The sequence below is a fragment of the Streptomyces sp. NPDC021225 genome (assembly GCF_044332865.1).
GTDB lineage: Bacteria > Actinomycetota > Actinomycetes > Streptomycetales > Streptomycetaceae > Streptomyces.
This window is the reverse complement of record NZ_JBIRPV010000003.1, coordinates 518,120-541,067: the sequence shown is the minus strand read 5'-3', so window position 1 is coordinate 541,067 and position 22,948 is coordinate 518,120. Positions and strand designations below refer to the sequence as shown.

General features: G+C 69.4%; 18 protein-coding genes and 1 pseudogene. 6 read left to right on the top strand and 13 right to left on the bottom strand.

Annotated elements, in window-relative coordinates:
• Positions 1 to 56: 56 nt before the first annotated feature.
• From ACH4S9_RS16115 to ACH4S9_RS16105, 3 genes are all read right to left on the bottom strand, one after another.
• Positions 57 to 2,159, bottom strand: coding sequence for a beta-galactosidase (locus tag ACH4S9_RS16115; protein WP_398372339.1), 2,103 nt, complete (start codon positions 2,157 to 2,159; stop codon positions 57 to 59).
• A gap of 372 nt (positions 2,160 to 2,531) precedes the next feature.
• On the bottom strand, positions 2,532 to 3,749 hold the full coding sequence (locus ACH4S9_RS16110) for an RICIN domain-containing protein (protein ID WP_398372337.1): 1,218 nt from the start codon (positions 3,747 to 3,749) through the stop codon (positions 2,532 to 2,534).
• Between the two features lie 20 nt (positions 3,750 to 3,769).
• Positions 3,770 to 3,949 (bottom strand): hypothetical protein, encoded by a 180-nt coding sequence (locus tag ACH4S9_RS16105; RefSeq protein WP_311730134.1) that lies wholly within the window; start codon positions 3,947 to 3,949, stop codon positions 3,770 to 3,772.
• A gap of 333 nt (positions 3,950 to 4,282) precedes the next feature.
• Between ACH4S9_RS16105 and ACH4S9_RS16100 the strand changes: the two genes are divergently transcribed.
• Positions 4,283 to 5,323, top strand: a complete 1,041-nt coding sequence (locus ACH4S9_RS16100; protein ID WP_398372334.1) for a LacI family DNA-binding transcriptional regulator — start codon at positions 4,283 to 4,285, stop codon at positions 5,321 to 5,323.
• A gap of 43 nt (positions 5,324 to 5,366) precedes the next feature.
• Positions 5,367 to 7,121, top strand: a complete 1,755-nt coding sequence (locus ACH4S9_RS16095) for a cellulase family glycosylhydrolase (RefSeq protein WP_398372332.1) — start codon at positions 5,367 to 5,369, stop codon at positions 7,119 to 7,121.
• Positions 7,122 to 7,188: 67 nt separating this feature from the next.
• Here ACH4S9_RS16095 and ACH4S9_RS16090 read toward each other — a convergent pair whose 3' ends face one another.
• The gene (locus ACH4S9_RS16090; protein ID WP_398372330.1) at positions 7,189 to 8,169 is read right to left on the bottom strand and encodes a LacI family DNA-binding transcriptional regulator; all 981 of its coding nucleotides are present in this window, start codon (positions 8,167 to 8,169) and stop codon (positions 7,189 to 7,191) included.
• A gap of 246 nt (positions 8,170 to 8,415) precedes the next feature.
• Between ACH4S9_RS16090 and ACH4S9_RS16085 the strand changes: the two genes are divergently transcribed.
• The gene (locus tag ACH4S9_RS16085; protein ID WP_398372328.1) at positions 8,416 to 9,399 is read left to right on the top strand and encodes an acetylxylan esterase; all 984 of its coding nucleotides are present in this window, start codon (positions 8,416 to 8,418) and stop codon (positions 9,397 to 9,399) included.
• 12 nt (positions 9,400 to 9,411) lie between these two features.
• Here the strand turns inward: ACH4S9_RS16085 and ACH4S9_RS16080 are convergent, their stop codons facing one another.
• Positions 9,412 to 10,425: a LacI family DNA-binding transcriptional regulator gene (locus ACH4S9_RS16080; protein ID WP_361188729.1), complete on the bottom strand. Its 1,014-nt coding sequence runs from the start codon at positions 10,423 to 10,425 to the stop codon at positions 9,412 to 9,414.
• Between the two features lie 427 nt (positions 10,426 to 10,852).
• Here ACH4S9_RS16080 and ACH4S9_RS16075 point away from each other — a divergent pair, with 427 nt between their 5' ends.
• Positions 10,853 to 11,818, top strand: a complete 966-nt coding sequence (locus tag ACH4S9_RS16075; RefSeq protein WP_398372326.1) for a glycoside hydrolase family 6 protein — start codon at positions 10,853 to 10,855, stop codon at positions 11,816 to 11,818.
• Positions 11,710 to 12,030, top strand: coding sequence for a glycoside hydrolase family 6 protein (locus tag ACH4S9_RS16070; RefSeq protein ID WP_394816881.1), 321 nt, complete (start codon positions 11,710 to 11,712; stop codon positions 12,028 to 12,030). Before ACH4S9_RS16075 ends, ACH4S9_RS16070 begins: the two co-directional genes overlap by 109 nt.
• 99 nt (positions 12,031 to 12,129) lie before the next feature.
• Here ACH4S9_RS16070 and ACH4S9_RS16065 read toward each other — a convergent pair whose 3' ends face one another.
• Together ACH4S9_RS16065 and ACH4S9_RS16060 are read right to left on the bottom strand one after the other, a co-directional pair.
• Entirely contained in the window at positions 12,130 to 12,405 is a 276-nt protein-coding gene (locus ACH4S9_RS16065) for a hypothetical protein (protein WP_358844274.1), read from the bottom strand.
• Positions 12,402 to 13,220 carry a phytanoyl-CoA dioxygenase family protein gene (locus ACH4S9_RS16060; RefSeq protein ID WP_361188736.1) on the bottom strand — a complete coding sequence of 273 codons (819 nt, stop codon included), beginning with the start codon at positions 13,218 to 13,220 and terminating at the stop codon, positions 12,402 to 12,404. The genes ACH4S9_RS16065 and ACH4S9_RS16060 overlap by 4 nt, the downstream gene beginning before the upstream one ends.
• A 73-nt stretch (positions 13,221 to 13,293) precedes the next feature.
• Between ACH4S9_RS16060 and ACH4S9_RS16055 the strand changes: the two genes are divergently transcribed.
• Entirely contained in the window at positions 13,294 to 14,112 is an 819-nt protein-coding gene (locus ACH4S9_RS16055; RefSeq protein ID WP_398372323.1) for a helix-turn-helix domain-containing protein, read from the top strand.
• A 281-nt stretch (positions 14,113 to 14,393) separates the two neighbouring features.
• Here the strand turns inward: ACH4S9_RS16055 and ACH4S9_RS16050 are convergent, their stop codons facing one another.
• The 6 genes and pseudogenes from ACH4S9_RS16050 to ACH4S9_RS16025 form a co-directional block, all read right to left on the bottom strand.
• Positions 14,394 to 16,598, bottom strand: a complete 2,205-nt coding sequence (locus tag ACH4S9_RS16050; RefSeq protein ID WP_398372320.1) for a glycosyl hydrolase family 95 catalytic domain-containing protein — start codon at positions 16,596 to 16,598, stop codon at positions 14,394 to 14,396.
• Positions 16,595 to 18,562 carry a beta-galactosidase gene (locus ACH4S9_RS16045; protein WP_398372318.1) on the bottom strand — a complete coding sequence of 656 codons (1,968 nt, stop codon included), beginning with the start codon at positions 18,560 to 18,562 and terminating at the stop codon, positions 16,595 to 16,597. Before ACH4S9_RS16045 ends, ACH4S9_RS16050 begins: the two co-directional genes overlap by 4 nt.
• A 38-nt stretch (positions 18,563 to 18,600) precedes the next feature.
• Positions 18,601 to 18,912: pseudogene (locus tag ACH4S9_RS16040) on the bottom strand (1,4-beta-glucanase); the annotation flags it as partial.
• A gap of 134 nt (positions 18,913 to 19,046) precedes the next feature.
• A complete protein-coding gene (locus tag ACH4S9_RS16035) occupies positions 19,047 to 19,973 on the bottom strand; it encodes a carbohydrate ABC transporter permease (RefSeq protein ID WP_014182541.1) in 927 nt (308 codons plus the stop codon).
• Positions 19,970 to 21,031, bottom strand: a complete 1,062-nt coding sequence (locus ACH4S9_RS16030) for an ABC transporter permease (protein ID WP_398372316.1) — start codon at positions 21,029 to 21,031, stop codon at positions 19,970 to 19,972. Before ACH4S9_RS16030 ends, ACH4S9_RS16035 begins: the two co-directional genes overlap by 4 nt.
• Positions 21,031 to 22,701 (bottom strand): Tat pathway signal sequence domain protein, encoded by a 1,671-nt coding sequence (locus ACH4S9_RS16025; RefSeq protein WP_398372314.1) that lies wholly within the window; start codon positions 22,699 to 22,701, stop codon positions 21,031 to 21,033. Before ACH4S9_RS16025 ends, ACH4S9_RS16030 begins: the two co-directional genes overlap by 1 nt.
• Between the last annotated feature and the right edge of the window lie 247 nt (positions 22,702 to 22,948).

The window sequence follows — 22,948 nt, the reverse complement described above, 5'->3', positions numbered from 1 at the left end:
GATGCCGTCCCGGCAAGGGCAGGGCCCCGGTCGTGGCCGGGGCCCGACCACTTTGGCTACTCGCTCGCGTCGGCGCCCGGTTCGGCCGACGGCACGGCTTCCTCGACGCACACCCGCACGTCCCACGGGCCCAGAGACAAGGTGTCGCCGGCCGCGTACCGCCGGCCGGTGAGGACATCGCGGACCGGGCTCGGCAGCGGGAAGGCGGTCTGGTCCCATGACCAGTTGTGCACGAAGCGCAGCCGGCTGCCGTCCCTGGCGGTGGCCCCGGTGGAGGTGATCGACGGGTGGCCGGGGCGCCACGGGTCCGTGCCGGTGGCGGCCCACTGGAACAGCGCGCGGGCCAGGGTCTGGTCCGGGACGGTGCCCACGCAGGTGATCCGCCCGGCTCCGTAACGGTGGGTGGTCACAGCGGGCCACCGGGCGAAGTGCGGGTGCTCGTAAGCGGCCAGTACCTCGGCCTCGGCGGGGGACAACGCGTCGGCCCAGGCCGTCGCGCGCGCGGCCGACGGCAGCGGCATCGCATCCGTACCGGTGACCGGCAGCGCCGACGCCAGGTTGGAGAACTCCTCGTAAGCGACGCCTGCCGCCGCGGCCAGGCGTGCGGGCTGGACGTCGGTACGCGCCCTGGCCTCGTGGTCGGCGTAGCCGGTGCGCGGACCGAGCAGGAGATGGCCGCCCGCTTGCGCGTACGCCAGCAGCCGGTCCAGGACCTGGTCCTCGGCGATGTAGTAGCCGGACGCGACCAGCAGCGGCGGCAGGTCGGCGGTGTCCAGCTGGCCCGGGTGGACGATGCGTGCCTGCAGCCCCGCGTCGAAGGCGCCGCGGTAGAAGGCGCCGAACAGGCGCCCGTAGGAGCCGGTGTCGGGACCGCCGTCGGGGGTGGAAAGCGGCGGCTGGTGCTGTAGCGCCCACATACTGGGGTGGTCGAAGAGGAAGGCCGCGTCGGCGTCCGGGCGCAGTCCCGCGACAAGACCGCCCGCCGTCTCCAGCTCCTCCCCCAGCCGGGCCAGTTCCCGGTAGCTGCGGCCAGGGCGGCCGCTGTGCGGGAGGATCCCGCCCCAGAAGGTCTCGGTGCCGAAGTGCAGGGTGTGCCAGTGCCAGTACTCGATCATGGACGCGCCGCGGGAGATCAGTGCCCACGCCGCCTGGCGCCACTGGCCGTCGTAGGCCGGGTAGTTCATCTCCGGGCCGCCGATGGCCTGGGCGTCGGTCTCGGTGACCAGGAACGGCTCCTGCCGGGAGGCGTACATCCGATCGGCGCTCTGGTACAGGGCCCAGGTCCCGCGGCTCGCCCACCCCTGGGGGGCGGTGTCCCGGTCCGGAAGCGCCAGACCGTCCTGCATGGCGTAGTACGGGTTCCCGGCGGTGACATCCAGCGCCTTCGTCAGTTCGGCGTCCTCGGCCGCCACCCGGTCGTAGGAGATGCACGTGGTGACGAACTGCCCCGGCCTGGCGTATTCCCGTACGAGGTCGGCCTGCCAGGCGATGAATTCGGTGGTCTGGCGGGCCTGGAAGCGCCGCCACGCCAGGTCGTACTGCGGCTGCGCGTTGCCGTCGGGGCGCCACAGGTCAGCCCAGTCGCTGAGCCGGTGCGACCAGTAGACCAGGCCCCACTCCCGGTTGAGCGTTTCGACATCCTGGTAGCGGTGGCGCAGGTCGTCGACGAACCTCTGGAAGACCCCGTGGTTGTGCAGAAGCGCCACGCCCGGCTCGTTGTCGACCTGGAAGCCGACGACCGCGGGGTGGTCGGCGTAGTGCTCCACGATCTTGCGGATGACTCGCTCGGCGTGGAAGCGGAAGGCCGGGTGGGTGAAGTCGACCTCCTGCCGGTGGCCCCACGCGATCCGCTCCCCGGTGCGCCGCTCCCCCGCGATCTCGGGATACTGCCTGGCCAGCCACGGCGGAACCGCGTAGGTGGGAGTGCCGATGATCACCCCTATCCCACGCTCGTGCGCGCCGTCCAGCACCGGGCGCAGCCACTCCAGCGCGAACCGGCCGTTCTCCGGTTCCCAGGTCGACCACACCGACTCCCCGACCCGGATCACCGAGAACCGGGCCTCGGCCATCAGGTCCAGGTCCTCCTGGAGCCGGTCGTGCGGCTGGTACTCGTGGTAGTAAGCGGCGCCGAAAAGGACCCGCTCGGCAGGCTCGTACACGCGTTTCTCCACTTCTGTCTGTATGGGGGCCGCAGGACGAACACCGCGACGGTCGGCAGGACGGCGAGCACGGAACCGGCCATCACCAGGTCGTACTGGCGGCGGTGAAGACCGGCGGCGAGGCGAGTCCGGGGGCTTGCGTTCCCGCGGTGCTTCTACGGGCGGAACGCCTCGAAGGGGGCCGGACTCCTCGTCCAGCGCCACGAAAACGCCGTGCTACGACACCGATGCAAGGGCCGCCATGAAGAAGCTCATGGCGGCCCGAGCACGGTGGCCGGGGGTGGCGATCCCGACCGTCGGGTCCAGCCGCACCGCTTCCGGAGTGGGAGGTCCCGTAGTCGGGTCTGTGGTGCTCTTGGGTGGTCGGTGCCGTCACCAGCCGATCGGCAGACCGGCGATGAACGACGTGAGCCGGTCGGAGATGAGTCGGTCGTCGTGCGCCGAGTAGTGCCAGTCGCAGCCCAGGAAGTCCAGCCCCGAGTCGTCGAGGGACCAGTAGCGTACCCGGCTGTCACCGGCGTCGTTGCGTGCCTTGACCACCTGCTGGACATGGCCGGCGAACTGACCGGTGCCGACCGCCACGATGGTGGTCGTGGCCCCGTAGCGCGTCCGCAGCTTCTGGAGGAAGTCGCCGTAGGCGGTGCGGTAGGCGGCCGCCAGGCTGTCGGGCGTCCACGGCTCACCGGGGTTGATGGCGGTCGAGAAGTCGTTGGTGCCCAGGTTGACCACCACGAGCTGAGGGCGCCAGGTGCCCGGGTTCTGCCAGACGTCGCCGGACACGTTGAGCAGGGCACGGTCGTAGAAGGTCCGGTAGGTGACGTCCGGAGAGCCTCCGTTGTAGTTGCGCACCATGCCGAGGCCCGAATAGCCGTTGATCTGGTAGTCGGCGTTCAGTTGCCGGGCGGTCAGGGCGCCGTAGCTCACGTCGGCGTTGGTGGTCCGCCTGACCCGGTCCCAGGTGCAGTCGCGCGAGGTCGAGAGGTTGCCGTAGCCCACCGTGAGGGAATCCCCGATGAACTCGATCTGGCGGTTGCGGGCCGCCGGTTTGCTCAGCACGGCACCGCCCGGCGCGGCGACGAAGCCTCCGAACGTGCTGGTGTCCCCTGGGCTGTCGTTGCGCTTGACGAGCCGGACGGTGTGCACGCGGTCCTGTAGACCGTTGATCCAGTGCGTGGTCCGGCCGGGCGTGACGAGCGTGGCGACGGTGGCTCCGTCGACCTGGACGTCGTAGTCGGCGGCCGAGTCGTTGAGCACGATGCCCACGCCGGTACCCCTGACGGTGCCCTCGAAGTACACGCCGGGCCAGCTGTACTGCACCGTGTTCCCGGCGTCCTTCACCCGCCCGGCGGTGTGCGCCTGCGCCAGCACTCCCGTCGTGGGGACCAGTTGCCACTGCTGGTTGGCCCCGCCCCCGTCGGTGAACTGCATGACCTTGGCGCCGTCAGCGGTGGAGGCGTTCTCCACCTCGACGGCCTTGCCGCTGTTGCGGTTGACCAGCACGTACCACGCGTTCGGATCCACGGTGGCCGCCCGTGCCGTCGCGGCGGCACCCAATCCGGCCAGGAGCGCCACCCACAGGGCGGTCACCACGGTGAGCACCGTCGTTCGCGTCAGAGCCGTTGTCCGCCCGATGGGAGTCCCGGGCGGACGGCGCCGGCCGTCCTCGCTACGCCGGGCTGGAAAGTTTCGTTGATGAACCAGCTCTTGAGCACCGTCCGGTCCACGACGAGCGAGGCGTCGTCCTTGAGACCGAGGTAGCAGCCGGTGTCGGCGTCGCGGGGCCGGATCACGGAACGGCAGCCGGACGGCAGCGGAAGGGAACGGAGTGGCCACGAATCAGATCCCTCTGCAGGCGGATATGAATGACGGCTTGAGCGTGAGTTTGTCGAAGCGCATCGACGCTGCCAGTGCTCGCACGGGCTGTCAATGGACCAGGCAGAGAAACTTTCTTTCCATCTGGGCTCTTGTTTCGCACGAAACAAGCCCGCTAACTTCCCGTGCCAAGTGAAGCGCTTCGACAGCTCCAGGGGAAGGGGCCCGACCATGACGCACGAGTTGAACCGCGATGGCGGACAGCAGAAGACAGGCATCGATCCCGGGTTCAAGGACGCCGGCACACCATCATGGTGACCATCGCCGACGTGGCGAAACACGCGGGTGTCTCGTCCAGCACGGTCAGCTACGTCCTGAACGGCTCCCACCAGATCTCCGAGACGACCCGCGGCCGTGTCCTGCGCTCCGTGGCGGAACTCGGCTTCCACCCCAACGCCGGAGCCAGGACGCTGGCCGGCCGCCGCTCCCGCATCATCGCGCTGGTGATGCCGCTGCGGACGGACATGTACGTCCCGGTCATGATGGAGATCGCCATCTCGGTCACGACCGAGGCACGGCGGCACGGGTACGACGTCCTGCTGGTCACCGACGAGGAGGGCCCCGAGGGAGTGCGGCGCGTCGCGGCGAGCGGGCTGGCCGACGGCGTGATCCTCATGGACGTCCAACTGGGCGACCCTCGCATCCCCGCGCTGCGCGCCCGGGGCACACAGACCGTGCTGATCGGCCTACCGGACGACCCGCACCAACTGTCCTGCGTCGACCACGACTTCACCGCCGCGGGCGCCCTGTGCGCGGACCATCTGGCGGACCTCGGCCATCGGGACGTGGGCTTCATCGGCTACGGCTCCGGCGTCTACGAGCGGCATGCCGGATACGCCGAACGAACCCTGGCCGGCTTCCGCGAACGGGCGGAGCAGCGGCGAGTGCGCTTCCTGCACCGGCCCTGCGAGGGCACGTACGAATCCACCGCCTGGACCCTGACCCGGATCCTCGCCGACCGACCCGGCACCACGGGCTTCGTGGTGCAGAACGAGGCGGCGATCGGCCCGCTGCTCGGCCTGCTGAAGGCCGCTGGACGGTCCGTTCCCGAGGACGCCTCGGTGGTCGCCCTCTGCCCGGAGCAGCTTGCCGAGCAGCACACACCCGCCCTCACCACCGTGTCCGGCCCCGGACAGGAACTGGGCCGCGTGGCGGTCGGCCAGATGATCCGGCGGCTGACCGCCGCACAGCGGGGCGAGCCGCCGACGGACGAACGGGTCCTTCTGCAGCCGACTCTGACCATCCGCCAGAGCAGTGCTAGCCAACCCTCTCCGCCCAAAGAGCCGTCATGACAGCAGTGCGCATCAAGGCCCGACCGACCGAGAAGGACGACATATGAAGGACATACGGCTCCCCGCACACCGCCGAAGTCGGGGCCCGGGACGCCTGGCGGCCCTGCTGCTGACCCTGGTCGTCATGCTGGGGCTGACCGGCGGCACGGCACTGGCCGCGCCCGACGGCACAAGGGAAGCGTCATCGTCGGCGGTCAGGGTCCCGGCTTCCGCCATGGACGCCGTCGCGGCGATGCAGCCCAGCTGGAACCTGGGCAACACCCTGGACGCCATTCCCGACGAGACGTCCTGGGGCAACCCGCTGACCACCAGAAAGCTGCTCGCCACCGTCCGCGCGCAGGGCTTCCGCAGCGTCCGCATCCCGGTGACCTGGACCGACCACCACTCGGCCACCGCCCCCTACACCATCGACGCCGCGTACATGAACCGCGTCGAGCAGGTTGTCGACTGGGCGCTCGCCGAGGGCCTGTACGTCGTGATCAACATCCACCACGACTCATGGCAGTGGATTTCGAAGATGTCCACCGACCATGACGAGGTACTCGCCCGCTTCAACGCCCTGTGGAGCCAGATAGCCGAGAGATTCCGGGACGCGCCGCGCGCCCTGCTCTTCGAGAGCGTCAACGAACCGGTCTTCGACAACGCCACGGACGCGCGGAAGACCCAGCTCCTCAACGAGCTCAACACCTCCTTCCACTCCATCGTCCGCTCCTCCGGCGGCGGCAACGCAAACCGTCTGCTGGTCCTGCCCACGGTGGGCTGCACGCCCTCCCAGACCCTCATGGACGATCTGTCCGCCACCATCGACGCGCTGGACGACAGCAACCTCGTCGCCACCGTGCACTACTACAGCTGGTACCCGTTCAGCGTGAACATCGCGGGCGGCACCCATTACGACGACAACGCCCAGAAGGACCTCGACGACGCCTTCGCCCGCATGCACGACACGTTCGTCGCCAAGGGCATCCCCGTCTACCTCGGCGAGTACGGCCTGCTCAGCTGGCCGGACCACAACCATCCGGACCGCGTCGAGCGCGGCGAGGCGCTGAAGTACTTCGAACACCTCGGATACAAGGCGCGAGTCGCCGGCGTCACCACGGCGCTGTGGGACCCCTTCGCCTACCTGAACCGCGAGACCCTGCAATGGCGGGACCCCGCCCTGTTCGCCTGGATCAAGTCCAGCTGGACCACCCGCTCGGGAACCACCTCCTTCGACAAGATCTTCCTGCCGAAGTCCAGCCCCATCACCGCCCAGTCGCTCACCCTGAACCGGAACGGAACCAGCTTCCGCGGCCTGTGGCACGGCCGCACCAAGCTGGTCGCGGGACGCGACTACACCGTCTCCGGAAACCGGCTCACCCTCACGGCCAAGGCCCTGACCCGGCTCGCCGGCGATCGTGCCTACGGGGTCAACGCCACGCTCCGAGCCCGGTTCTCCCGCGGGCTGCCGTGGCAGATCGACGTGGTCAGCCACGACACGCCGGTCCTGACGGACGCCACCGGGACGACGAGCTCGTTCACCATCCCCACGCAGTACCGGGGTGACGTACTGGCGACCATGCACGCCACGTACGCCGACGGCACCAACGCCGGCCAGACCAGCTGGACTCCTTACCAGGAGTTCAACAAGGCCTACTCACCGGACTACCCGGGCGGCGAGATCATCCTGACCCCCGAATTCCTGAACGCGCTCCGCGACACCGAGCCGGTGACGCTGACCTTCCACTTCTACAGCGGAGCCACCGTCACCTACCACGTCACCAAGTCCGGATCCTCGGTCACCGGCACGGCCTCCTGACCGGCCTCGCTCCCCGGCCGCCCGCTCCCCCGGGCGGCCAGGGCACAGCGGTCCGTTCCCCGCGGGCTCACTCCTCCTTCGGCACAGCCGTGCTCTCCCGGACGGTGAGGGTGGTCACGATCTCCAGCCCCACCTGGGGCACCGCCTCACCCCGGCCGAGCGCGAGGGCCAGCTCGGTGGCGGCCGTCGCCATCTCGGCCAGCGGCTGATGGACAGTGGTCAGGGGCGGATCCATCCAGGCCACGGCCGGCACGTCGTCGAAACCCACCACGCTCAGGTCATGCGGGATACCCAGGCCCAGCTCCCGCGCGGCCTGATAGACACCGAGCGCCTGCATGTCGTTGGCGGTGAACACGGCGGTGGGACGTTCGGGGCGGGACAGCAGCTCCCGCGCCGCCACGTACCCGTGTTCACGCGAGAGCTGCGTCTTCACCACCAGACCGGGGTCCGTCGGCAGGCCCGCCTCCGCCAAGGCGGAGACGTAACCGGAGAGCCGAGCGCGGCAGAAGTCGTGGTCCGGCCCGCTGATCATGGCGATGCGCCGGTGCCCCAATTCGATCAGATGCCGGGTCGCCGCCTGACCACCTCTCCAGTTCGTCGCTCCCACGAACGGCACTCCGTCGGGCAACTCGTCGATCGGGTCGAACACAACGAAGGGGATGCCCTTGGCGGTCAGTTGCTCCCGCTCCGTCTCGAGGAGCTGGGCCACCGACAGTACGGCCTGCGGTCGCCGCCCCACCGTGTCGCCGATGGACCTTCCGTCCGCGTCCAGAAGCCCGAACTCCGACACCAGCAACCCGACCCCGTTCCTGCGGGCCACGCGCTCGACTCCGCGGATGATCTCCACGGACCACAGGTGCTCCAGCTCGCGGAACACCAGCTCCACCAGATTGCTCCGGCTCTGGGGAGGCTTGCGGTAGCCGTACTCATGGATCAGCTGCTCGACCCGGGCCCGGGTCTCGTCGGACACTCCGGAACGACCGTTGAGCACTTTCGACACGGTGGGAATCGAGACGCCCGCGGACTCGGCGATGTACGCAATCGTCACCGATGCGGGTCCCGCGCCACGCTCCCTGTGTTCGTCCGCCGAAGGTCTTCCCGATCGGTTGTCCGGCACGGTCGCCTTTCCCCATCCCCTCGACTGCTGCAACCGCCATTCTGACACCTTCGATCAACCCTGCGTCCTGCCTCGCCTGCCCGTTGCACCCCGGCGCCGTCTCCGGCGTCGAGTCGGCTTCCCGCGCCCGAGGCCGCCACGCTGCTTCCCTTCCTGCCCCTCGTCACAAGGACCACCATGGCTCTGTCTGATCAAAATCCTGACGAACTCCTCGCCTACCGGCCGGAGGTGTCCGCGCCGGAGGACTTCGATGCCTTCTGGCAGCGGACCCTGGCAGAAGCCCGCGCCCGAGGCGGAGCGGTGAAGGCTGAGCGGGTCACCGACCGGCACCTGCTGAGCACGGTCGAGGTCGACGACGTACGCTTCCCCGGCTGGAACGGCGAACCCGTGGCCGCCTGGCTGCTGCGCCCGCGCGGCGCCGAGGCGCCGCTGCCGGTCGTCGTCACCTACATCGGGTACTCCGGCGGCCGCGGGCTGCCCACCGACCACCTGCTGTGGTCCGCGGCCGGTTACGCCCAGCTCGTCGTCGACAGCCGCGGACAGGGCCACGACACCCCGGACCACGGCGAGGGCGACGGAACGCAATGGGCCGAAGGCTTCATGACCCGCGGCGTCGACTCACCTGACAACTACTACTACCGCCGCCTCATGACGGACTGTGTACGCGCCCTGGACGCGATCGTCGAACTGCCCGGACTGGATGCCGGGCGGGTCGTTGTCGCGGGCGGCAGCCAGGGTGGCGGCCTGGCCCTCGCGGTCGCCGGACTCGCCCCGGACCGGGTGGCGGCAGTCGTTCCGGACCTCCCGTTTCTGTGCCACTTCCGCCAGGCGGCGCGGATCAGCGGGGAGGGCCCGTACCTGGAACTCACCAGATATCTGCGCTGGCACAGTCCGCACCGCGTCGAGACGACTTTCGCCACACTCGACTACTTCGACGGTGTCCAATTCGCCCGTCGGGCGACGGCCCCGGCACTGTTCAGCGTCGGCCTCATGGACCCGATCTGCCCGCCCTCCACCGTCTACGCCGCCTTCAACCACTACGCGGGTGTGGACCGGACCATGACCGTCTGGCCCTTCGCCGACCACGGCGGCGGCTTCGGCCGGAACACCGCGGTGCAGCTGAAGTGGCTGCGCCAACGCGGTCTGGCCCCTCAGCAGTAGGGGTCACAGCCGTCAGGCGCTGAAGCGGGTGACCAGGCGGGTAGGCAGGATCAGCGGGGTGGGGTCCTGTCCGTTGACGAGCGCGACGAGCATGCGTGCCATCTCCCGTCCCAAAGCCGCAATGGGCTGACGGACGGTGGTGAGCGGCGGATCGGCGATCTGGGCGACGGCCAGGTCGTCGAAGCCGACCACTGCGACATCGGCGGGGACCAGTCGGCCGGCCTCGCGCAACGTGCGCAGCGCTCCCGCACCCATGTTGTCGTTGGCGGCGAACACCCCGTCCAGGTCGGGGCGGTTCGCCAGGAGTGCGGCCATGGCGGCGGCCCCGCTGGGCTCGGTGAAGTCCCCCTCCTGCGGCGGGAACGGATCGAGGCCGGCGGCCAGCATGGCGTCCCGGTAGCCGCGGTACCGGGCGCGCCCGGCCTCGGTGTCCAGACGCCCGCAGATCGCGGCTACGCGCGTCCGGCCCCGCGAGACCAGGTACTCGGTCGCCTCGCGCGCTCCACCGACGTTGTCGACGTCCACGTACCACCGGGGAGCCGATCCGACCGGGCGTCCACCGAACACGACGGGCATCACCGCCTCCTCGGCCATACGGGCCAGTGGATCGTTCTCACGCAGCGCCATCAGCATGACGCCGTCGGCGCCCTTGGAGCGAAGGAGTTCCTCCACCCGCTTGCGACCCCGGTCGGAAGCGGCCAGGCACAGCATCAGATGCAGGTCGGCCTCCTCCAGAGCGGCCGACGCCCCCACGATCACCTGGGCGAAGAACGGATCCGCGAAGATCGACGGATCCTCTCCCGAGACGACCAGGGCGGCCGCTCCTGTCTGGCGGGTGGCCAGAGCGCGGGCGGTCGGATTGGGTACGTAACCGAGTTGCCGGACGGCCCGCTCGACCGCCTCGCGTTTGGCGCGGCTGACGTGCGGTGCGTTGTTGAGGGCGCGGGAGGCCACGGAGCGGGAGACGCCGGCGAGTTCGGTCACCTCGTCGAGCGTCGGCTGCCGACGCGGCGCATCTTCTGCCATGAGCCATGAGCCCTTCCCGCTCGGCCGGACGGGAAGCGTCTCACCCCGGCCCATGCCGCCGCCACCGCCCGGTGGGCGAGACAGGACAGGTACGGAGCTTCAGGGACCGGAGAGGGCTGGGAGCGCTTCCAGTTGTGGACTGTAAAGCTTCGTCCTCGCCATGTGAAGGGCGGGTTGTTACGTCGACCCTTGACAGCTTGACCAGCCCGCAACACGATACCGACCACACCCCAAAGGCCACGGCGCTGTTGGGACCGCTCCCAATGGGAGCGCTCCCAGTGATGCTCTCTGCCGACCTTCGGAGATGTCGTCCCTGCCGGAGAGTCGCCGCGCCGACGGGACGCCGTACCACCGCACTTCCTCAGCAGGTCGCACGCTCGGGACCAGAGCGTGCGACGCATCCCTGTCAGGAAACCGAGGTACAGTCATGCGCCGCAGACTCCGCGTCCTGGTGGCAGCGCTCTTCACGCTGCCGCTTGCGCTCGCTGTCGCACCGTCCGCCCACGCGGCCGACCCGACCACCATGACCAGCGGGTTCTACGTGGACCCCGACTCCAGCGCGAAGAGGTGGGTCGCCGCCAACCCCGGCGACGGCCGGGCGCCCGCGATCAACGCCTCCCTCGCCGATACCCCGATGGCCCGCTGGTTCGGCTCCTGGAGCGGCACCATCGGCACCGCCACCGGCGCGTACGCGGGCGCCGCGGACTCCAGGGACAAACTGCCCATCCTCGTCGCCTACAACGTCTACAACCGCGACTACTGCGGTGGGCACTCCGCGGGCGGAGCCGCTTCGCCGTCCGCCTACGCGACCTGGATCGCCCAGTTCGCCGGCGGGATCGCCAACCGCCCGGCCGTCGTCATCCTCGAACCGGACTCCCTCGGGGACTACGGTTGCATGACCCAGGCTCAGATCGATGAACGTGAGGGCATGCTCACCGGCGCCCTCACCCAGTTCAGCCGCCAGGCCCCCAACACCTGGGTCTACCTCGACGCCGGCAACCCCGGTTGGGCGGACGCGGCGACCATGGCCCGGCGCCTCCACGAAGCCGGCCTCCGCCAGGCCCACGGCTTCTCCCTCAACGTCTCCAACTACTTCACCACGGCCGAGAACACCGCCTACGGCAACGCCGTCAACAGTGAACTCAACGCCCGCTACGGCTACACCAAGCCGTTCGTCGTGGACACCAGCCGCAATGGCAACGGCTCCAACGGCCAGTGGTGCAACCCCTCAGGCCGCCGTATCGGCACCCCCACCCAGCAGGGTGGAGGCGCCGAGATGCTCTTGTGGATCAAGGCCCCGGGCGAGTCCGACGGCAACTGCGGCGTCGGAGGCGGCTCCTCGGCCGGACAGTTCCTCCCCGAGGTCGCCTACAAGATGATCTACGGCTACTGATTCACATCCATCCATGTACCCGCGTCCCGCTCGTCGACGCCTACCTGTGGATAAAGCTCCCCGGTGAGTCCGACGGCCGCTGCACGCGCAACACCGCCGGTACGATCGACCCCGAGTACGGCATCGTCGACCCGCCCGCCGGCACCTGGTCGCCCGACCAGGCCCACGCACTGGCCCGCAACGCGGCACCGCGCCTGACGTTCAACCGCTGAACTCCGCCGGGCACCCTGGACGTGTCCAGCCACGAGTTACCGTTCACCCGTGGCTGGACGCTTCCGGCCGGGCCGCTCGGGCGCGGTTGCCGTACCGGGTCAAGGGCGGGAGCCTTCCTCCAGCTTCTCGAAGAAGAACTCGTGCTTGAGAAAGGAGACGTCGTACTCGTGGCCGGACTGCGGCGGCAGCAGTTGGGAGGCCTGGAACAGACGCCACCCGTCGTGCAGGGCGGCAAGCCCGGTGGGGTAGGGCGGCTCGTCGCTGTCGCCGGTTGTCGGACGAGTTCGGCCGGTCCCGTCGTATCGGGACCAGCCCACGACGTGGGAGTCGAGCGCCGACGTCGCGAGATAGAGGACCAGAACGTGCTGTCTCATGAGTGGCTCCCCAAGGTCGGCCGGTTGCTGACGCGCGTGACCCAGTAATCGATGTCGAACGAGTGGTCGCCGGTCAGGGCTCGCCACAAGAGGACCCGGTTGTAGATCTCCAGCCGAGCGGTGGCCTGCTCGTACCAGGGGAAATACGTGTTGAGTTCCGCGGTAACGGCCGGGTCGTGCAGGTCGGAGGTGTCCCACAGGCGCACCTGTGGCACGGTCGGATTGAGACGGAGTTTGTACATGTGGCGACGGCGCGCGGTGTCGTTGCGGCGACCACTGTGCCAGATGCCGTGGTGGACGAGGACGACCGTGCCTGCCGGGCAGGTCAGCCGTGTCTGTCCCCTGAGGTTCTGCACGCGGCCGACGTCCGTCTCGTTGATCCTTCGCAGATGGCTTCCGGGCACGCTGAGCGTGCCGCCCATCTCGGCGGTCACCTCGTGGGGGTAGTACATGAGCTGGATGTCGAACGCGTCCGGCCGCACGTCGATGATCGCGTCTCCGTGGAGCGGCTGTGCCTGTCCCTCGTGCGGCTCACGCACATGCACCGCATGGTGATCCACGGTCGGCTCAGGGCCGACCAGGCTCTCCACGGCGCCGGCGATGACCGGCAGAGCGAGCAGCTCGTGGACAAAGTTGCTCTGCGCGAACGCCTTGCCCAGCGGAGTGCCGTAGGGCACATCTGGTATGCCCTCGGTCAAGGTTGCGACGGCCCGTTCATTGATCTCATCCGGCACCACTCCGTCCAAGCGCAGAAATCCCTGCGCCACGAAGCGCGCCACCTGAACCGAGGTCAGGAGTTGCTTGCTGGTTGACATGCGACGAACGTACGTGCTCCGTCCGGCTGAGTCGTGGCCTAAAATCCTCCATTGCTGGTAAATTTCCGTCCTCGTGAAGCTCGTAACACTACGGCTCGAGGAGCCGCCCACCGTGGTCGATGCCGGCGTCGGGGTGCACGGTGTCTCCACCGCGCACGACGTCTTCCGGCTGCCCGACCTGTGGCAGCTACACCTGTACAACTACGCGGGCGAACTCTCCCTCGGGCAGTCGGTCCACGCCATCCGGCCCGGTCACGTCAGCCTGGTACCGCCGAACACGGAGGTACACTTTCACTACCGGGGCAGATCGGAGCATTTCTACGTTCATCTACGGCTTCACGATGGCGGAACCGCGCGGGTGGTACCGGTGATGCAGGACGCCGCGGCCAAGAGCACGCGCCTGGCCGATCTGCTCCGACACGCCGTGACGGCCATGCCGGCTTCTCCCTCCCGGGCCTCCGCCGAGGTCTGGGCCGCCCTGTGGCGCATTGCCGAGTTGCCGAGGAACGACGGAGCCGGGCGCCACCACCCCTTCGTCGCCGCCGCCCAGGGCTACATCGAGGAGCACCTGGCCGGCCCGCTGTCCGTACCGGACGTCGCTCGGGCCGTCGGAATCTCCCACACGCACCTGACGCGCGTGTTCCGTGCCGAGACCGGCCTCACGGTCGTGTCGTACGTCCGGCGCCGGCGCCTTCAACGCGCCCGCCACCTCCTTCTGTCGTCCACTCTGTCCATCACCGCCATCGCCGGGGCCGTGGGCATTGCCGACCTCCAGGCCTTCAACAAGGCCTGCCGCCGCGAGCTCGGAGCGAGCCCTCGTCACATACGTGCGGCCGGACACGAGAGAGCCGGCGACGAGGTACTCGCAACCTCCGGCGAGGTGATCTCATAGCCGAACTGGACGTCGCCGATGGTCTCGCCGCCGGGCAGCCCAGGTGCACTGGCTGCCCGCGCCGGATCCCCAGATGTTGTTGAAGAGCTTGTAGCCGTCGAGGCTGGTGCTGCCCCACTGGTCGCAGGAGTTCCAGACTGCCGCAGCCGAAGCGGGGGCGGAGGCGAGGCCGACGGTGGCGCCGAGAGCCATCGCCGGCGCGAGCACCGCCATGGTGATCTTGCGTGTTCTGCTTTTAACCAGGTGTCTCTTCCACGGGTGAGGGGAATTGTGGGGGGGTGCTACCACGCCCCCATGCTGAGGGCGTGGTCCTCTCCGGCGACGAGATCGATCAGCTCCGCCTCGCCGGACGGAGATCTGACTTCGATTCGGACGGTCCGAGTCGGCCTCAGGACCGCCGTCGCCCCGTCGGGCCCCCAGGTCAGTTCGGCCTCGGCGCCGAATCGCGTGCGCACGCCCGTGAGTCGGCCCGCCGGGAGAGCGGGCGGCAGCGCGGGCAGGAGGGCCAGTCGGTGGGGGGTCGACTGGAGCAACATCTCGATCAGTACGGCGGGCAGGGTGTGCGCGGCGTCCGCGTTGTAGACGTGGCGGTTCGGGTAGTGGGCGCTCATCAGGGAGGCGTGGAAGAAGTCGCCGTCCAGGACCTGGCCTAGGGCGTGGGCGACGCGTTCGCCGTCCCGGAGCCGGGCGGCGATGAGCGCGTGGTGGAGGTGGCCGTGCGCGGAGTCGTTCTCGGCGCCGCGCAGCTCGAGGGCGCGGTGGGCGGCGGCCGCGAGGTCGGGGGTGTCGTAGGGGGTGATCTCGTCGAGCGGCCAGACGCCGTAGAGGTGGCTGAGGTGACGGTGGTCGTAGGAGTCCAGGAGGCCGGGCCACGCCCATTCGGCGAGGGCGCCGTCCTCGTTGATCCGATGCGGCGGGAGCCGCTCGGCGAGAGCTTGCCAGCGGTCGGCTTCCGGGGTGTCCGAGTGGTAGTCGGCCGCCGTGAGCAGGGCGTGGCGGGCCGCTGAGAGGTCCATGGCGGCGTTGATCGTGCCCCAGCTCGCGCCTGCGGGGCGGTTCTCGGGTGAGTAGGAGGGAACGACGACGAGGTGGCCGTCGTCGTCGACGCGGGTGAGGAAGTCCTCGTAGAACAGGGCGACTTCGGTGAGGGCGGACGCGGTGCGCGGGTCGCGGGTTCCGTGGGTCTCGTCGTGGTCGACGAGCGGCTTGAGCAGCCAGTCGGCGCCCGCGGTCCACAGGTGCAGGGGGTACTCGCGGTTGAAGTGGTACGAGTGGCCCGACTCGCCGTCGGTGTGGGCGGGGGCGACCACGCCCCGGGCGCCGAAGACCGCGCGGGCGTTGTCGCGCCAGTCGGGGAGCTGGCGGTGAATCAGCGCGGCATGGGCCTCGGTGACCTCGGGAAGGGCGGCGGCCGCGGCGGAGGCGGTCTGGAGGTTGAGGTTGGCGTTGTTGGTGAACGCGCCCGACCAGGCGGTGTTCCAGTCGCCGGTCCACAGGCCGGTCAGGCGGGGCGGGAAGAGGCCGCCCGCGGACAGCAGGTGGTAGCGGCCGGCCGCGAAGAGGCGCTCCAGCAGGGCAGCGTCGCGCGGGGCCTTCAGCAACTCCGAGCCTGGCAGCGCCCGTTCGGCCGCGTTGGCGGCGAGATCGAGGGTGACTCGCTGATAGGCGGTGCGGTGGAGTGCGACGTGGCGTTCGAGGAGCTCGTCGTACACCGTCGGCAGGTCGCGCAGGGCCCGGCCTTCCACGGTCAGGTCGAGTTCGCCGGTGTGCCGCCGGACCCGGGTGAGGAGAGTTACGGAACGGGCGCCCTCGACGTGCGCGTGAGGTGGGGCGAGGGTCGTCGTGCCGCCGGTGACGACGACCAGGGTGACGCCGGTGAAGGCGCGGTCACTGTTGGGGTAGCGGGCGCGCAGGCTCAGCAGAGCGCCCTCGGGGGTGACGACGGCTCCGTGGCCGACGGCCAGGTGGGCGGGGGCGCCGGGGAGGCGGTGGTCCAGGGAGATGTCGAGGGTGAGGCCGGGCGCCGTGATGTGCTGGACGATCACGTCGTCGGCGCGGGAGACGAAGACCCGGCTTCTCCAGCCGGCGCAGGTCGCCCGTACGACGCCGGTCGTGAAGTCGACGTCGCGGCGGTAGTCGTGGCAGCCGGCGACGGGGCGGGTCAGACGGACTTGGAAGGCGGGGTGGAAGGGCCGTACCCACTGCATCGGACGGCCGTCGGTGAAGCCCTCCGCGGCGGTGCGGTCGCCTGCCAGGAGGCGGTCCTGTAGCGCGGGCAGTTCGGCGGCGAGCCGGGGCGGCCGGCGGTGCTCGCCGTCGCCGCCCGGCCGTACCAGGGTGTGATGCGTGACGACGACCCGCTCGGCGTCCGGTCCCCCGAACACAAGTGCGCCGTGATGGCCGTTGCCGCTCAGGAAGCCGTCCTCCCAGCGGGCGGCCGGGTGCGGCTCCCAGGTGCCGTGGACGGGCCCGTTGATCGCGGTCATGGCCGGAGCACCGCCACGCCGTAGCGGCCGAGGGTCACCCGGTCGGTGACGGCCTCCCCCGTCAGCAGGTCGTGGTGGGTGCCGGGCACCTCCACGGTCACCGGCTCGCGGCCGTGGTTGAGCACGAACAACACCTCGCCCCGGCGTACGGCCTCGACCTGCTCGGGGAGGCCGTCGAGCACCGGCCGGACGCCCGCGCCGGAGGCGATCCGGGCCAGCAGGTCGCGCAGCGCCTCCGGCTCCGGGAGCGTGGAGACGTACCAGGCCCGGCCCTTGCGCAGGACGGCGGGCAGTCCGTCGAGTTCACCGCCTTCGTACGGCACGCTCTCCTCGGCGGTGCCGTCGGCCTCCAGCTCCTCGGACCACAGGGACGCCCGGAAGCCCTCGCAGGTGACGGTCTCCCCGGCGCCCAGCGGCCACCACTCGTGCAGGGTGCGGATGCCGAACAGCTCGCGCAGCCGGGCGTCCATGCCGCCGGGGCGGACCCGGTCGTCCTCGTCTGCGACGCCGGTCTGGAAACCGCACACGAGGGTGCCGCCGCCGCGGACGTAGGCGAGGAGGTTGTCGATCGCCGCGTCGGTGAGCGCGTACAGCTGTGGAACGACGACCACCGGGTACGGCGTCAGGTCGTGCTCGGGGTGGGCGAAGTCGGTGGTGAGGTGCGCTTGCCAGAGTGCTCGGTGCCAGGCGCGCAGGACGTCCGGGTAGTCCGCCTGGGTGGACAGGCGGCCGTCCTGGGCGCCGGCCCACCAGGAGTTCCAGTCGTGCAGGACGGCGATGTCGGCGGTGCCGTGCCGGCCCGTGACGTCCGGGGCGATCCGCGCGAGGTCCGCGCCGAGCTGCTTGACCTCCTGATAGGTCCGCCCCTCCTCCCCGGCGTGGCTGACCATGCCGGAGTGGAACTTCTCGGCGCCCTGCCGGGACTGCCGCCACTGGAAGTAGCAGACGGCGTCGGCGCCCCGGGCCACGGCCTGGAGGGACCAGAGCCGGTTGAGGCCGCGTGGCTTGGGGTGGTTCACCCCCCGCCAGTTGACGGGCCCGGCCGCCTGCTCCATGAGCATCCACGGCCCGCGTGCCTGGGAGCGGGTCATGTCCTGGACGAGTGCGCCGCCCTGGGCGCCCAGCGGGTCGCGCGGGTCCGGGTAGATGTCGACGGAGACGACGTCCTCCTCCTCCGCCCAGCGCCAGGCGTCCTGGCCGAGCCACAGCGGCATGAAGTTGCTGGTGACCGGGAGGTGCAGGGTGTGGTGGCGGACGATGTCCCGCTCGGCGACGTAGCACTCCAGGAGCATGTCGGAGGTGAAGCGCCTGAAGTCCAGCATCTGACCGGGGTTGCGCATGTAGTGCGGCAGGCGGGGCGGCAGGATGCCGTCCCAGGTGTCGTAGCCCTGGCTCCAGAAGGCGGTGCCCCATGCCTCGTTGAGGGCGTCGAGTGAGCCGTACTTCTCGCGCAGCCAGCGGCGGAAGGCGGCTGCGGCCTGGTCGCCGTAGTCGAAGGTGCAGTACTCGTTGTTGATGTGCCACATGGTGAGGGCCGGGTGACCGCCGTAGCGGGCGGCGAGGTCCTCGGTGATGGCGGCGGCGTAGCGCCGGTAGGTGGCGCTGGAGTGCGAGAAGTGCTGCCGGCCGCCCCACCACTCGGTGCGGCCGTCCTCGGTGACGGGCAGGGTGTCCGGGTGCAGCCGCCCCATCCAGGGCGGGGGTGAGGAGGTGGGAGTGGCGAGGACGACGCCGATGCCGTTGTTGTGCATCAGGTCCATCAGCGTGTCCAGCCAGCCGAACTCCCGGGCGCCGGGCTCCGGTTCCAGCGTGGACCAGGAGAAGACGCCGAGGGTGACCGAGTTGACCCCGGCCGCGTTCATCAGCCGGACGTCCTCGTGCCAGGTCTCCTCGGGCCACTGCTCGGGGTTGTAGTCGCCGCCGAAGAGCAGGCGGCCCCGTGTCGCGTCACTCAGGCCGGGCATCAGGCGGACTCCCCGTACTGCACACCGCGCCCGTTGGTGGCGACGCACACCCGGTTCGGGTGGGCCGGGTCGACGGCCATGGCCTCCACGCCGAGCAGGTTCACATCGTCCCAGCCGAGGTGATCGGTCAGCGGGATCCAGCGGTCGGCCCGGTCCTCCCAGCGGTAGGCACCGCCGATGTCGGTGCGGGCGTAGGCGAGGCCGCGGACGGCGGGGTTGAAGAGGACGCCGGTGATGGAACCAGTGCCGCCCATGACGACGCTGCGCCACCGGTATCCGCTCTTCGCGACGGCCGTGGCAGCAGCGGAACCGGCAAGAACGGAACGTCTGCTGAAGTGAAACGTGCCCATGACATACCTCGGACTTGACGAAGGGAGAAGTTGAGCTGGGGCCAGGGGCTCCGGGACCTGCGCGACCAGCCACGGCAGAGCCGGGGGCGGCACACGACGGCCGGACCTACGGCGGGACTCGGAGCCCAGGGGGCTCAGCCCTTGATGGCTCCGGTGAGCATGCCCTTCTTGAAGTGCCGCTGGACGAAGGGGGAGGCGACCGCGACAGGGATCAGCGCGAGGACCATGACGGCCATCTGGAGCCCCAGAGAGGAGAGTTGTCCGGTGTGGACCGCCTGCTGGAGGCCGGTCGGGGCCTGGGTGTTCTTCTGGACCAGCTGGATGAGCACGTTCTGGAGCGGCATCATCTGCTGGTCGGTGAGGTAGATGGAGGCGTTGAACCAGGCGCTCCAGTAGCCGACCGCGTAGAACAGGGAGATGACGGCCAGTACCGCGCGCGACAGCGGCAAGATGATGGTCAGCAGGATGCGCAGGTCACTGGCCCCGTCGATGCGAGCGGACTCGGTGAGCTCGGGGGAGATCCCCATGAAGAAGGCCCGCAGGACGAGGATGTTGAAGACACTGACCGCGCTCGGCAGAACCAGCGACAGATAGCTGTCGGTGAGGCCCAGCGACTGCACCAGAAGGTACGTCGGAATGAGCCCGGCTCCGAAGAACATGGTCGCCATCATGGTCATCAGGAAGAACCGGTGCCCCAGGCTGCCCGGCCGGGACAGCCCGTAGGCCGCGAACACCGATACCGTCATCGAGAACAGCGTGCCGAAGAGCGTGACACCGACCGAGACCATGATCGCGCGGCTGACCTGGCCACCGCTGAGCAGTTCGGTGTAGTTGATGAAGGTGATGCCCTGAGGGATCACGACGAGGCCGCCGACCCGGTCGATCACGGGTTTGGGAGACAGGCTGGTGACGATCACGATCCACAGCGGACCGAGCACCCCCAGGCAGCAGAGCAGGAGGAAGCCGCCCTTGGCGGTGAGTCCGACCTTGCTCGGCGGCTCCTCCCAGGCGGGGCGGGCGGGAGCCTTCAGGCTGCGGATGAGCTGCGTGTTGACACTCACTTCTTGTACACCCCCTGCTCGCCGAGCAGGTGCGCGAACTTGTTCGCGCCCAGGACGAGACACACTCCGATGACTCCCTTGGCGAGGCCGACCGCGGCCGCATAGCTGAAGTCGCCGTTCTGGATACCCATGTTCCACACGTATGTGTCGAGGACCTCGCTGGCCCCCGCGCCGACCGCGTACCGCTGGAGCAGGAACTGCTCGAATCCCACGCTCAGCGCGTCGCCGACCCGCAGGACCAGCAGCAGGGCGATCACCGGGCGCAGCGCGGGCAGCGTGACATGCCACATGCGTCGCCAGCGCCCCGCGCCGTCCATGGCGGCGGCCTCGTACAGGTCGGTGCTGACGGCGGACAGGGCCGCGAGGAAGACGATGATCCCCCAGCCGGCGTCCTTCCAGACGGCCTGCCCGATGACCAGATACTTGAAGAGGTCCGCGTTGGTCATCAGGTCGAAGCCGCTCCACCCGTGCTTCTCCAGGGTCTGCGCGATGATGCCCGCGCCACCGAGGATCTGCTGGAACACGGTGATCACGAGGACCCACGAGAAGAAGTGCGGCAGATACATGATCGCCTGCGCCACGGCCCGCACCCGGGGCCGGATCACGCTGTTGATGACCAGCGCGAGGACGATGGGGACCGGGAAGAACAGCACCAGTTGGAGCATGAACAGGACGATGGTGTTCTTCGTGGCGCTCCAGAACAGCGGGTCGTCGAGCATCCGCGAGAACTGCTCCACGCCCACCCAGGGGCTGTGGAAGATCGCCGTGATGCCGTTGCTGGAGACGTACGGGTCGTAATCCTGGAAGGCGACGACGTTGCCCAGCAGGGGGACGTAGTTGAAGAGGAGGAGCAGGACGATGACGGGCAAGGTCATCAGGATGAGCGCGCGGTCGCGGCGCAGCCGGATCCGCCAGGGGACCTTGCCCGCCTTGCCGGCCTTGCTCGTCCTGCGTGGCGCCCGGTCCTTCGCCGCCGCGGAGGCGACCGCGGCCGTCGGCTCCTCGACGGCCGCGGGGGGACGGGTCCCGTCAGGCCTGCTACCGGCCGTGATGGACATCAGTTGCCGCTGCCGTTCTTGTCGAGGAGCTTCTTGTACCAGTCGCGCAGCTTGTCGCCGCCTGAGGACCTCCAGGTGGAGATGGCCTGCTGCACATCGGACAGCTTCTTGTGGCCCCGCACGTAGTCGATCTGCAGTTGCTCGAACTGGCTGGTGAGGCTGGCGTATCGGGTCGGCTCGACGATGTTCATGCCGTACGTGGACGTCTTCTTCATGAAGGCGCCCATCCGCTGCTGCCACTCGGCCTGCTTGCGGGCGACCTCGGGGAAGTCGGGGTGGGCGAAGTAGGGAGCCGGGGCCGCCAGCATCACCCAGGCGTTGATCACCTCGGAGTTGCCCCGGTCGTTCTTGACCGGGACGCCGTCCTTGACCGTGTAGTGGGTGCCCTCGACGCCGTAGTCGACGAGCATCCGCTCCTTGGTGCCGTAGGGCGCTGCCGCGAAGTTGGCGGCGGCCAGCGCGTTCTCCACGGTCTCCTTGGAGGCGCCCTTGCGGATCATCGACCAGATGGTGGCGGGCGCGGAGGCGTACAGCGTCGGGTTGCCACCGTCGGCGCCGAAGATGTCCATGGCCTCGATCTGGAAGTCGGGGTTGGCCTTGGCCTGTTCGGCGGTCTTGACGTACCAGGCGGAGGCGTCGCTGGCGTAGACCAGGATCTCTCCGGCGGTGAACCGCTGGCCCGCGTCGCCGGTGCGCGCCTTGTCGTCGGGATGGACCACGCCGGCATCGAAGAGCTTGCGGGTCCACTCCAGGGCCTCAAGGTATTCGGGCCGCTCGAAGCCGTACCTCAGCTTGCCGTCGTCATCGATGTTCCAGCCGGGGCAGGCGCCGAAGATGCTCCCCGAGACCCAGGCTATGTCGCCGCAGGCGTACACCTTGGCCCTGGCGCTGGTGGCGTCCTTGGCCCAACTGAGGAACTCGTCGGCCGACTTGGGTACGGTGTAGCCCTTCTTGTCGAAAATGTCCTTGCGGTAGTAGGGCATGATGAACGTCGCGGGGGCGGAGGGCATCGGAATGCCGCGCAGCGCGCCGCCGAAGATGGACATGCGCCAGGAGTCGGAGGGGATCGCGGCCAGGTTCGGGTACTTCTTGACCTTGTCGCCCGCCAGGTAGGGGCCGAGGTCCATGAACTTCGCGCTCACCGCGTTCGGGATCTTGTTGCTGACCATCTCCCAGCTGGGCACGACCACCATGTCGGGTATGGAGCTGGAGGCGAGGACGGCGCCGAGCTTCTCGCCGTAGGTGGTGCCGTCCTGGTTCTGCCAGGTGACCTTGGTGCCCGCCGCCGCATCGACCCCCTTGTAGTACGCACACCCGGGCTTCGGAGGGGTGCCCCAGAACGGGGACATGATCTTGATGGGAGCGCCGGTACCGAGCTTGTCCGGGACCGAGGTGGCAAGCGCCGCGATGTCGACCTTGCTGGTGTAGCCGGCTGACGAACCGTTCTTCGACGGCAGGTCCGGCTTGGCGACCGCGCTGGCGACGTACGTCGGGATCAGCTTGTCTGCGGCCTTGCCCGACGTGGCACCCTCTCGCGAACCGTTGTCCGAACCCCCACAGGCGGTGAGCAGCGGCATCCCACCGGCCACCGCTGCGGTGGCGACCGCTGTGGAGGCGAGGAAGCTTCTCCGGCTGGGTCCTGAGGAGATGGAGGCGGCATTCGGCGTCATTGCGTCAACCCTTCATGGCGCACCTGGACACTCGGCGGTGGCCGTCGGCTGTAGTGTCCTGAGTGGAACTCGCTGAGCTGAAGCAGTCCTCCGACCACTTACCGAGGAGCACCCACCACACAGGGCGGGTCGGCCTCTTAGTCGAAGCGCTTCGATGTTGCTGCGAGGTTAAGTGAAGGCATGAGGGCGCACAAGAGTCGATTCCAAGATTCCTCCGAGGTGTGGAGGACCCGACCACGCCCAGATC

Bases quoted from the DNA above. Each gene is read 5' to 3' on its own strand.
- ACH4S9_RS16100 (WP_398372334.1), top strand. From the start codon at position 4,283: ATGGTGACCATCGCCGACGTGGCGAAACACGCGGGTGTCTCGTCCAGC.
- ACH4S9_RS16095 (WP_398372332.1), top strand. From the start codon at position 5,367: ATGAAGGACATACGGCTCCCCGCACACCGCCGAAGTCGGGGCCCGGGA.
- ACH4S9_RS16085 (WP_398372328.1), top strand. From the start codon at position 8,416: ATGGCTCTGTCTGATCAAAATCCTGACGAACTCCTCGCCTACCGGCCG.
- ACH4S9_RS16080 (WP_361188729.1), bottom strand. From the start codon at position 10,425: ATGGCAGAAGATGCGCCGCGTCGGCAGCCGACGCTCGACGAGGTGACC.
- ACH4S9_RS16075 (WP_398372326.1), top strand. From the start codon at position 10,853: ATGCGCCGCAGACTCCGCGTCCTGGTGGCAGCGCTCTTCACGCTGCCG.
- ACH4S9_RS16065 (WP_358844274.1), bottom strand. From the start codon at position 12,405: ATGAGACAGCACGTTCTGGTCCTCTATCTCGCGACGTCGGCGCTCGAC.
- ACH4S9_RS16060 (WP_361188736.1), bottom strand. From the start codon at position 13,220: ATGTCAACCAGCAAGCAACTCCTGACCTCGGTTCAGGTGGCGCGCTTC.
- ACH4S9_RS16050 (WP_398372320.1), bottom strand. From the start codon at position 16,598: ATGACCGCGATCAACGGGCCCGTCCACGGCACCTGGGAGCCGCACCCG.
- ACH4S9_RS16045 (WP_398372318.1), bottom strand. From the start codon at position 18,562: ATGCCCGGCCTGAGTGACGCGACACGGGGCCGCCTGCTCTTCGGCGGC.
- ACH4S9_RS16030 (WP_398372316.1), bottom strand. From the start codon at position 21,031: ATGTCCATCACGGCCGGTAGCAGGCCTGACGGGACCCGTCCCCCCGCG.
- ACH4S9_RS16025 (WP_398372314.1), bottom strand. From the start codon at position 22,701: ATGACGCCGAATGCCGCCTCCATCTCCTCAGGACCCAGCCGGAGAAGC.